This is a genomic window from Burkholderia sp. Bp9099 (assembly GCF_003857805.1).
In the GTDB taxonomy this organism is placed as follows: Bacteria; Pseudomonadota; Gammaproteobacteria; order Burkholderiales; family Burkholderiaceae; genus Burkholderia.
The window spans coordinates 1-10,349 of sequence record NZ_QTPU01000064.1 but is presented as its reverse complement, the minus strand read 5'-3'; the positions used below and the strand labels follow the sequence as shown (position 1 = coordinate 10,349).

Below are 10,349 nucleotides of genomic sequence, written 5' to 3'. Positions count from 1 at the left end.
CGAAGAGGTAACGACTGGCTCAGTTTTACTTTGCGCGATCAGGCGCGAAGTGGCTCAGATTTCAAATGCGTTTGACAGCCGGCGGCGGCGGCGCGATGACACCCCGCCCACCGCCTTCAAACCACGCGTCGATTCAACTGACTGAGCCCGGCTAATTTCACTACTTGCGCGCGCGTGCCGAGGCGATTGCCTGGGTGGGCATAAGACTGTGTTTTTGACTAACAGCAGGCAGGAAGTGATGGAAGTGTTGACGGGCCCGGAGCGCCGGCGGCGCTGGACGGCGGAGCAGAAGCTGGCGATGGTTCGCGAGAGTTTCGAGCCGGGGAAATCCGTTTCGATGGTCGCGCGTCAGCACGGAGTGAATCCGAACCAACTGTTCCACTGGCGCATGGACCCGCCGATCTCATTCAGCTACTTGCAATGTGAGGCCAAGATTTGGTCTATCCATGAAGCGGCAGCCTCGTACCCAAAGTAGAGGCCTAACAGGCAGAGCACTATTGCCTGAGCCTTGCTCACACAGAATGTCCTTAGCAATCGCCACCTTTCATGCATTTCATCCTCCCCACAGCTCAAGTCGAAACAGAACGGGTGGCCAGCAAGGACCACCGGTGGACGTGCGTCCCGGGTTGTGTGGCCGGCGCCAGCGCTGCATGACTTGGTTCCATCACCGGCAAATTTAATGGGCGCCACGGCTGGAACCAGCAAGCGACCACTACGCCTATCGCGGGCAACTAACAAGTCATTGAGGCCACGCTAGATCGACGACTCTTCTAGGCTGCGAATGACCTTGCGCAGAAAGGCCTCGCATTGCGCGATTTGACTGAGGGCGACGAATTCGTTGGGCTTATGCGCCTGCAGGACATCTCCTGGCCCACATAGCACTGTCGGTATACCCGCAAGCTGAAAGTGACCGGCTTCTGTCGTGTATGCAACTTTTCGGCGCTCTCTATCCAAGGTCAACGCTCGCACCAATTTCGCGATCGCTTCCTGCTCTGAACTATCCAATGAAGGCACCGCAGCAATCTGAGCCAATTCAATTGCCGTATCGGGATGCTCCGCATGCATTTTGGGCAAGAGGGTTCCGTGTGCATACGCCTTAATACGCTCGAAGATGCGCTGCGGGTCGATGCCAGGAAGGGTACGGTATTCGAAGGAAAATTCACACCTGTCGGGAACTGTATTGAGAGCAATTCCACCGTGAATTGTGCCGGTTTGGCCGGTGCTAAAAGGAACATCAAATGCATCGTCGAACGGACCGTTGGCGCGCAGCTCATCGGCAAGGTCACGAATGAAGCAGATCAAGCGTGCCGCATACTCGATGGCATTAGCCCCGCTCGGGGTGAGGGAGGAATGCGCCGCATGTCCGCGGACGCAGCAACGGTAGCTATTCTGACTCTTATGCGCAACGACCACTCGCATTGAGGTTGGCTCACCAACGATACAGCCGTCAAGCCGAATTCCGCGCGACTTCAGCTCTTGCAACATCACTGGCGCCCCCAAACAACCCACTTCCTCGTCATACGACAACGCAAGGTGCATAGGTTGCTGCAAGGACGCACGTCGCATTTCCGGGATGAGTGCAAGCGCTGTGCCGATAAATGCCTTCATGTCGCACGTGCCGCGACCGTACAACTTGTCGCCTCGCACTTCAGCCTTGAAAGGATCAGAGTCCCACATCTGGCCATCAACGGGCACGACATCTGTGTGCCCGGAGAGGACAACACCACCTTGAGTGGCACCGCTCGCGCCAGGGATCGTCGCAAATAGATTCGCCTTGCGGTCGAAGGGGTCGTATGTCAGCGATGACTCAATTCCCTCGCGACGAAGGTAATCACGCACCATCTCGATTAACCCCAAGTTGGACTCGCGGCTTGTGGTGTCGAAACTCACGAGCTTGGAAATCCATTCGAGTGAGGTTGGAGTGCAGTCTTGTTGATAAACGGGCTGGCTGGATTGGAGCATGCTCTGACGTGCAGCGTCTTGCGAACTGGAGAACTTATGCATAAATCGGTCGCTTTGATCGTAGGTTTGCAGGCACGTGGTTTAGGCAACGACGAATTGCTTACACCCCTATGCCCATCCCTTGAGACCGACCGTCTTCTCAACTCGGACTCCACCGACCTCTTCCGCCTCGGGTGTAGCCACCAGGATCGAACCGCAGCGTCACACCACCCGCTGCCGCGATAGCGATACGGAGGAGCTCTAGGGGCACCACGTTTTGACTGAGTGTTGAGCATCAGAAACATTTAGTCAAGCATCTTTCCTGAAGGGAACTATTATTTCATTGACTGCCGGGACGCGAACAGCAGGCTGGCTTGCTGGGACTGCTGTACGTAACATCGCGACGCTCCCTATCCCTCCCGTCCGTCCGATGCGGAGCGGAAGAGTGATCCTCCCCCATCTTTTCAATGCCTAGACTTTGCTTTTCCGGTGAGACACAATCTTTCCTATCAGGAAAAGTAACAACGCTGCCTGGGCAAAAAAATATTGGAAGGAGGACATCCGTGAGTGACGAAATGCCGGTCAAGGTGGGGGTGCGACTCAAACACAGCCGCATGCTCATGGGGTTGAGTCTTAAAGAGGTGGCTACCAAGGCTGGGGTCACCGAAGGCTATCTGTCGAAGATCGAAAACAACGTGTCACAGCCTTCGTTTGCTAGCCTCCATCGCATTACTCAGGCTCTCGGCATCAACATGAGCGCCCTCTTTGCCTCGGCTGAGAAAGGCGACGCCGACGTTTACATCGTACGAAAGGATGAACGCGCCGTTCTCAAAACTGGGCACAAGCGTTCCGGCAATCGAGTGACGCTGGAGAATCTGGTTCCGTCAGGCCCTGAATTCCTACTTCAGGTAAGTATCCATGTCATCGAACCCAAAGGTGGAAGCAACGAAGCGATCTCACATAAAGGTCAGGAGTTTGGCTTCGTACTTGAAGGCCGCCTCAAGCTCCTCGTTGACCAAGGAAGCTACACACTTGAAGCGGGCGACGCCTTCTATTTTGATTCAGAACTCGGGCATCGCTACGCCAACGACGCGTCGGTCACAACCAAGGTACTCTGGGTTAACACTCCTCCAACGTTCTAATGCCGTCAGTGCCCCGCCCAGATTCTTGGTGGTGGGGCAACTGAGTCAAACCACGGCTTCCAGTGCGACCAGTTTCAGGATATGCCTCCTCGCAGACATCGCTGACGAATACTCATCCAGTCTCGGTACGTGACGTCGTCTCGAAACCAGGAGCGGCTAAGATCACTTGTGACTACTCCCCAAGATATGCAGCCCGCACCTTCGGATCGTCGAGCATCTGCTTCGCATCGCCTTCCATCGTGACCGTGCCCGAATCCATCACGTAGCCGCGGTCGGCCGCCTGCAGCGCGAGGCGTGCATTCTGCTCGACCAGCAGCACCGTGATGCCTTCCTTCGAGATTTCACGCACCACTTCGAAGATCTTCTCGACCATGATCGGCGACAGGCCCATCGACGGTTCGTCGAGCAGCAGCAGCTTCGGCTTCGAGAGGATCGCGCGCGACATCGCCAGCATCTGCTGCTCGCCGCCCGACAGCGTGCCCGCGAGCTGCGTCGCACGCTCCTTCAGGCGCGGGAAGAAGCCGAACATGCGGTCGACGTCCTTCTTGATCTGCTCGCCGTCGTTGCGCAGATATGCACCCATCTGCATGTTCTCGACGATCGACATCCGCGCGAAGATCCCGCGGCCTTCCGGCACCATCGCGAGGCCGCGCTTGAGCAGCTCGTGCGTCGGAATGCCCTTGATCGACTTGCCCTCGTACTCGATGTCGCCTGCCGAATACGCCTTGAGACCCGTGATCGCCTTCATCGTCGTGGTCTTGCCTGCGCCGTTCGCGCCGATCAGCGTCACGAGTTCGCCCTGGCGGACTTCCATGTCAACGCCCTTGACGGCCTGGATGCCGCCGTAGTTGACCTGCAAGCCCTTGATTTTCAACATTGCCGCTGCCATCAGTGCACCCCTGCGCCGAGATATGCCTCAATCACCTTCGGATTCTTCTGCACGTCCTGCGGCAGACCCTCGGCGATCACCTTGCCGTAATCGAGCACCGTCATCCGGTTGCACAGCCCCATCACGAGCTTCACGTCGTGCTCGATCAGGAGAATCGTGCGGCCGTCCGAGCGGATCTTGTCGAGCAGGCGCGTGAGTTCGACCTTCTCGGTCGCATTCATCCCGGCCGCCGGCTCGTCGAGCGCGAGCAGCTTCGGGTCGGTGGCCAGTGCACGCGCGATCTCGAGACGGCGTTGGTGGCCGTACGACAGGTTGCGCGACGTGTAGTCGGCGTACTGCAGCACGCCGACGTATTCGAGCAGCTCGATCGCGCGTTCCTTGATCTCGCGCTCTTCCTGGCGCTCGGCCGGCGTCTGGAACACCGCGCCGAGCAGCCCGTGCTTGGTACGCACGTGGCGGCCCACCATCACGTTCTCGAGGGCCGTCATCCCGCCGAACAGGCGGATGTTCTGGAACGTGCGCGCGATGCCCGTCTTCGCGACCTGATGCACCGCGGTCGGCTTGTATTCCGTGCCGTCGAGCTTGAACTCGCCGGAGTCCGGCGTATAGAGGCCCGTGATCACGTTGAAGAACGTCGTCTTGCCGGCGCCGTTCGGGCCGATCAGGCCATAGATCTCGCCTTCCTTGATCTCGAGGCCGACGTCGGACAGCGCCTGCAGGCCACCGAAGCGCTTGTTCACGCCTTTGACGGACAGTCGGATTTGTTTGTCGCTCATGTGTGTATCCCCTTGTCCGTAGGTTAAGCGCGCACCGGCTTCTTGCTGGCGCGCTTCGCCAGTTTCGCGATCTTGTCCTCATGCTTCGGCGCGGGCCACAGGCCTTCCGAGCGGTACAGCATGATGACCACCATCGCGAGGCCGTACAGCGCCTGACGGATCACTTCCGTATCGACGATGTCATGACCGAACAGCGCATGCTGCAGCGGGCTCATCGTCGAGCGCAGGAATTCCGGGAAGATCGCGAGCAGCACCGCACCCAGGATCACGCCCGGGATGTGTCCCATGCCGCCGAGCACCACGCACGCGAGCACGACGATCGATTCCCAGAACGTGAACGATTCCGGCGACACGAAGCCCTGGAACGATCCGAACATCGCGCCCGACAGGCCGCCGAACGACGCGCCCATCGCGAATGCGAGCAGCTTCACGTTGCGGGTGTTGATGCCCATCGCCTTTGCCGCGATCTCGTCTTCGCGGATCGCCGCCCATGCACGGCCGATACGCGAGTGCTGTAGGCGCGTACACACCCAGATCACCAGCAGCGAGCACAGCACGAACAGGTAGTAGTACATGTAGACCGACGGCAGCTGGATCCCGAACAGCGAGTGCGTCTGCGCGAGGCTGAAGTCGCCGATGTGCACCGGATCGATGCCCGTGATCCCCTTCGGGCCGTTGGTGATGTTCACCGGACGGTCGAGGTTGTTCATGAAGATCCGGACGATTTCACCGAAGCCGAGCGTCACGATCGCCAGATAGTCGCCGCGCAGGCGCAGCGTCGGCGCGCCGAGCAGGATGCCGAAGGTCGCCGCCAGCGCCATCGCGATCGGCACGATGATCAGGAACGGGATGTGCAGGCCGTTCGGCGCGAGCGCCGCGATCCACTCGAACTGCGAGGTCAGGTGCGGCGAGCTCAGCAGTGCCGCCGTGTACGCGCCCACCGCGTAGAACGCGATGTAGCCGAGGTCGAGCAGGCCGGCGAAGCCGACCACCACGTTCAGGCCCAGCGCGAGCATCACGTACAGCATCGCGAAGTCGAGCACGCGGACCCAGTAGTTGCCGCCGGCCGAGCCGATGATGATCGGCGCCGCGATCACGAAGACCGCGGTCAGGAGGCCGATGATGACGGTCTTGGTGGTGTTGCGCTCTTCGACGAGCGACGTCGAGGATTCGATCGGTTGAATGGATGTCATGTTGTTTGCTCCCTTCCGTTACGCGCGATCCGCGACACGTTCGCCCAGCAGGCCGGACGGACGGAACACCAGCACGATGATCAGCACGACGAAGGCGAACACGTCCTGGTAGTTACTGCCGAATACGCCGCCCGTGAGGTTGCCGATATAGCCGGCCCCGAGCTGCTCGATAAATCCAAGGACCAGCCCCCCAACCATCGCACCCGCGAGGTTGCCAATGCCGCCCAGCACCGCAGCCGTGAACGCCTTTAGACCGGGAATGAAGCCCATGTAGAAGTGGACGTTGCCGTATTCCGACGCGATCATCACGCCGGCCAGCGCGGCGAGCGCGGAGCCGATCATGAACGTCGCGGAGATCACGAAGTTCGGGTTCACGCCCATCAGGCTCGCGGTGTTCGGGCTTTCGGCGATCGCGCGCATCGCGCGGCCGAGCTTGGTCTTGTGCACGAGCAGCAGCAGGCCGCCCATCACGATGAACGCCACCGCGATGATCACGATTTCAGTCACCGAGATCACGGCGCCGGGCGTCGTGTCGGTAGCCTTGATCACGTTGATCGGATCGGTCGGCAGCAATTGCGGGAACGGCAGCGGGTTGCGCGACCAGATGATCATCGCGGCGGTCTGCAGCAGGATCGACACGCCGATCGCGGTGATCAGCGGGGCGAGGCGCGGTGCGCGACGCAGCGGCCGGTAGGCGACCCGTTCGATCGTGAAGCCGACGAATGCACAGACGACTGCGGCGATGCCCAGGCCGATCGTCAGTGTCGCGACGTTGCCGAGTCCGGGGAAATGGTTCTGCAGCACGGTGATGGCCGACAGGGCGACCATCGCGCCAACCATCAGCACGTCCGCGTGTGCGAAGTTGATGATGCCGAGAATGCCGTACACCATCGTGTAGCCCAACGCGATGATGGCGTACACACTGCCGAGCACCAGACCGTTAAGAATTTGCTGGATAAATATATCCACCTTAGTCTCCTTCCATTCATGGCGTCCGCTATCCGAGCAAGCACGTCAGACGCGCGGCTATTCATAATTCTGCATTGGTACACGATGCGCGACTCCTCCGGAATCGCGCATAGCTTTACTTAAAATTTGTGACGCATCCCAATACGAGCGACGAATTGCTTTGAGCTATCTGAAAGATCTGCGGCGCCTGGCACATATGCCTGATCCAATGAAGATGTAGTTTTATCCCCAGCCACTTTTTGATACGCCGCCTGAATATATATGTCCGTCCGCTTCGACAAATTGTAATCAGCCATCAACCCCGCACTGTGTACTTTCGGCTTTGCACTACCAGCGGTCGTGTCGTAGTTTTCCATCGTGTAAACATACATAGCACCGAGAGAAAACGCCGGTGTGACCTGATACAGCGCGTTCAGCTCAAAATTCTGGAATCTGAGGCGAGTCAGAGTACCCCCAGCGAGTGCCCCTGTCGGACTAGGCAGAATCGACTCGGTGCTGGACATGTATCCGATATTGGCGATCGGATTCTTCAAGGTCGTATTCGTGTACGAGAAGCCAATCGTTGCGCTGCCTACCGCGTAGTTGACGCCTGCGCCGAAGATGCGCAACCGGTCCGCCAAGAAATTGGCATCGCCACCATTGTTAATGGCACCACCAGCCGTCGACGAAGGGCTACTGGCTTGCAGGTACGCAGCAGCAACGAGCAGGGGCCCATTTGAATACTGCCCACCGATACTGTACTGGCGATTATTTGCAAAACTCGTGCTGTTGCTGAAACTATACGTTCCCCCGAACTGAAAGCCGGCGATTGTCGGGCTCGCATACTTGACGGCATTATTTACACGAAACGAATTGTCCGTGTTGTCGTTGTCAAAAGGATGAGCGAACAAGTAACCCGCCCAGTTTCCGTTGGCCGTTGTTTGTGCCAGATAATCAACTACCGAATCATACTGTCGACCAAGAGTAATAGTGCCGTAAGTTTGACTTGAGAGGCCGACGTATGCCTGGCGACCGAACATGAGTCCACCCTGCCCGAGTTTTCCGTTGTTGACGTTGAAGCCATTTTCCAACTGAAACACAGCTTTCAGACCGCCGCCCAGATCTTCTGCCCCCTTCAGGCCCCACCGGCTCCCTTGGACATATCCGCTTTGCAGTTCATATGCGTGATTCCCATGCACATTGTTCGTGTAGTCAAAACCTTCGTCAATCAGACCGTAGAGCGTAACAGCATTCTGAGCAAGAGCCGATCCCGAAAATGCAGCCATAACCGCAACACAGATATAATAATTCTTCATGGATTCTCCAAACCTATTACTTTATTTTCAATTTTCATTAACTGACTATCGTCAGAATGAACTTCACAAGCAACCACGCCCGAATACGGGTGACCAAGTTAGGGATTTATGCCAAGCCGCTTATTCCTCTTTTCATTAATCCTTTAATTCGCAGTCAAAATCACTTGAGACGAATTGTGTGATCTAGATTGACCTCCCTGCGCTCTTACATGGTTCGCCGCTTATCCAGCTTGGCTGCCGCCACCTACTGCCATAGGCCTCGAGTAGGTTGTCGGCCATTAGCCCCGAGGCAAGCAAGTGTTGGCACTCAAAATACCGCTGTCAAGCCACTTTCCTATAGGGATTTATACTTTCATGAAAGTATCGGCTCCGCAATGTAAGATTCTCTGCACCACTTCCCCGACCGTCCGACCCATATTCGATGGCGCCCAAGAACGCACTTCTGCTAACCGCGCTCGCGGCCCTGTGGGGCGCGTCGATCCTGTTCATCCGGATCGGCGTCGCTGATGGCGCTGCGCGTGGGCATCGGCGAGCTGTTTCTTGCCGGGCTTTCGCTGCCCCGCTTCCAGCCCGCCGATCTCGGCGCCCGGCTGCGCCGCCATGCATGGCCACTCTTCGTGGTCGGCGTGTTGAACTCGGGCGCGCCGTTCTGCCTGTTCGCATTCGCCAAACTGACGCTGTCGGCCGGCGTGACGTCGGTGATAAACGCAACGACGCCGCTGTGGGGCGCGCTCGTCGCCGACTGTGGCTGAAGGACAAGCTGTCGCTGCCGCGCGCGCTCGGCCTCGTGATCGGCTTCGCAAGCGTGGTGACGCTAGTCTGGGATCAGATCGCGAGCGCGCACGGCGATACCGGCGCCGGTGCAACCGCGCTCGCCGCCGCCGCGGCGCTCGGCGCGACGCTGCTGTACGGCATCGCGGCCAACTACACGATGCGCAAGCTGACCGGCGTCGATCCGCTCGTCAACGCGACCGGCAGCATGATCGGCTCGACCGTGCTGCTGCTGCCGTTCGCGATCTCGACCAGACCGGCGGCAAGCCACGTTTGCTAGTTATTACAAAGAGGGGAAACAGTTATCTGCGTCGCCTGTTCGTGCAGGGCGCCCGCGCGCTATGGGTATGGAAAGACAAGCATCCCAACGATCCGATCCAGCACTGGCTAATCCAACTTGCCGAACGCCGGCATGCGCACGTTGCAGTCTGCGCACTGGCAAACAAACTCGTACGCATTGCATGGGCTGTCGTGCGAAGCGGCGCGGAGTTTAACCTGAACTACCGCACCGGAATCACAGCAGACCGATAGCTCTACCCCTGACCACCGTTACTTTCCGCAGCTCGCGCAGCCAATCAGCATGGCGCAAACGACCATCCGTCGCTTCCCCAAACCCGTCTGGACTTCCGGCAGACATCATGTCGCGCCACTAATTGGGACGGAAGCGTGCGACCTCATCATGCAGGCCAGATCCGGCTTCGATCGGATCGCTATAGGCCGGATAGATAAACGCGAGTCGTCTATCGCCACCAGCTACGCTTGCGGTTTGCGGGTGGACCATAGAAAGTCCATCGACCAACTCTGATTCCGGCCTGTTGGTAACGGCAGCGGCATGCGCTCGACAGCTGCAATACGCTTGCGTCGCCGCTTGCGCACGCTCAGTCCCGCCTTACTGTACAGGCGCCAGATTCGCTTGTGGTTGGCGTAGCAGCCCTCACGCTGCAACAGCACGTGAATCCAGCGATAGCCGTATCGACGGCTTCTGCGCCGCGATGGCCATCATGCGGCCAGTCAGCGTTTCGTCGTCAACCCGGCGACGTGATTCGTAGCGGAACAGCGAGCGCGAAATCCCTACCAGCCCGCAGGCCCGGGTAACACCCATGGCACGTTCGGTCATCAATATCCGGACTGCCTCGCGCTTGGCCTGCGGGCTTGCTACTTTCGAGCCAGCAGGTCCTTCAACGCGGCGTTGTCGAGCATCGATTCGGCCAACAGGCGCTTGAGCTTGTTGTTCTCCTGCTCCAGTTCCTTCAGGTGCTGCGCTTCGGAGACCGTCATCCCGCCGAACTTCGCTTTCCAGTTAATGGTATGGACTGCTCCGGCAGGCGTATCGTAACTGCTGACGTTACCGTTCATAGGAGTATCGTCATGGA

The 10,349-nt window shown here is 58.6% G+C and carries 11 protein-coding genes and 2 pseudogenes; 4 read left to right on the top strand and 9 right to left on the bottom strand.

Annotation, left to right across the window (positions count from 1 at the left end):
* Nucleotides 1-238: 238 nt before the first annotated feature.
* Nucleotides 239-388 (top strand): annotated as a pseudogene (locus DIE17_RS36545) (transposase); the annotation flags it as partial.
* 365 nt (nt 389-753) lie between these two features.
* On the opposite strand, the gene argE reads toward DIE17_RS36545, so the two are convergent.
* Nucleotides 754-1,962 carry an acetylornithine deacetylase gene (gene argE, locus DIE17_RS36540; protein ID WP_124489868.1) on the bottom strand — a complete coding sequence of 403 codons (1,209 nt, stop codon included), beginning with the start codon at nt 1,960-1,962 and terminating at the stop codon, nt 754-756.
* Nucleotides 1,963-2,504: 542 nt separating this feature from the next.
* On the opposite strand from argE, the gene DIE17_RS36535 reads away from it, so the two are divergent.
* Entirely contained in the window at nt 2,505-3,083 is a 579-nt protein-coding gene (locus DIE17_RS36535) for a cupin domain-containing protein (protein ID WP_221622487.1), read from the top strand.
* A gap of 172 nt (nt 3,084-3,255) precedes the next feature.
* Here the strand turns inward: DIE17_RS36535 and DIE17_RS36530 are convergent, their stop codons facing one another.
* The 5 genes from DIE17_RS36530 to DIE17_RS36510 form a co-directional block, all read right to left on the bottom strand.
* A complete protein-coding gene (locus DIE17_RS36530; RefSeq protein WP_089426143.1) occupies nt 3,256-3,972 on the bottom strand; it encodes an ABC transporter ATP-binding protein in 717 nt (238 codons plus the stop codon).
* Nucleotides 3,972-4,748: an ABC transporter ATP-binding protein gene (locus DIE17_RS36525; protein WP_011352945.1), complete on the bottom strand. Its 777-nt coding sequence runs from the start codon at nt 4,746-4,748 to the stop codon at nt 3,972-3,974. Before DIE17_RS36525 ends, DIE17_RS36530 begins: the two co-directional genes overlap by 1 nt.
* 23 nt (nt 4,749-4,771) lie before the next feature.
* Nucleotides 4,772-5,941 carry an ABC transporter permease subunit gene (locus DIE17_RS36520; protein ID WP_046544596.1) on the bottom strand — a complete coding sequence of 390 codons (1,170 nt, stop codon included), beginning with the start codon at nt 5,939-5,941 and terminating at the stop codon, nt 4,772-4,774.
* Between the two features lie 18 nt (nt 5,942-5,959).
* On the bottom strand, nt 5,960-6,910 hold the full coding sequence (locus DIE17_RS36515; protein WP_124489866.1) for a branched-chain amino acid ABC transporter permease: 951 nt from the start codon (nt 6,908-6,910) through the stop codon (nt 5,960-5,962).
* Between the two features lie 119 nt (nt 6,911-7,029).
* Entirely contained in the window at nt 7,030-8,205 is a 1,176-nt protein-coding gene (locus tag DIE17_RS36510) for a porin (protein WP_124489865.1), read from the bottom strand.
* 421 nt (nt 8,206-8,626) lie between these two features.
* Here DIE17_RS36510 and DIE17_RS36505 point away from each other — a divergent pair.
* Both DIE17_RS36505 and DIE17_RS38485 read left to right on the top strand, forming a co-directional pair.
* Nucleotides 8,627-9,241: pseudogene (locus DIE17_RS36505) on the top strand (DMT family transporter); the annotation flags it as partial.
* An 8-nt stretch (nt 9,242-9,249) separates the two neighbouring features.
* Complete coding sequence (locus tag DIE17_RS38485; protein ID WP_409364599.1) at nt 9,250-9,507, top strand: hypothetical protein; 258 nt, start codon at nt 9,250-9,252, stop codon at nt 9,505-9,507.
* A gap of 222 nt (nt 9,508-9,729) precedes the next feature.
* On the opposite strand, the gene DIE17_RS36495 is transcribed toward DIE17_RS38485, so the two are convergent.
* The 3 genes from DIE17_RS36495 to DIE17_RS37675 all read right to left on the bottom strand — a co-directional run.
* Entirely contained in the window at nt 9,730-9,927 is a 198-nt protein-coding gene (locus tag DIE17_RS36495) for a hypothetical protein (protein WP_185633881.1), read from the bottom strand.
* A complete protein-coding gene (locus DIE17_RS36490) occupies nt 9,911-10,093 on the bottom strand; it encodes a hypothetical protein (protein ID WP_124489864.1) in 183 nt (60 codons plus the stop codon). Before DIE17_RS36490 ends, DIE17_RS36495 begins: the two co-directional genes overlap by 17 nt.
* 38 nt (nt 10,094-10,131) lie before the next feature.
* Nucleotides 10,132-10,349 (bottom strand): transposase (locus tag DIE17_RS37675; RefSeq protein ID WP_221622486.1); only part of this gene is annotated, 218 nt, incomplete at its 5' end.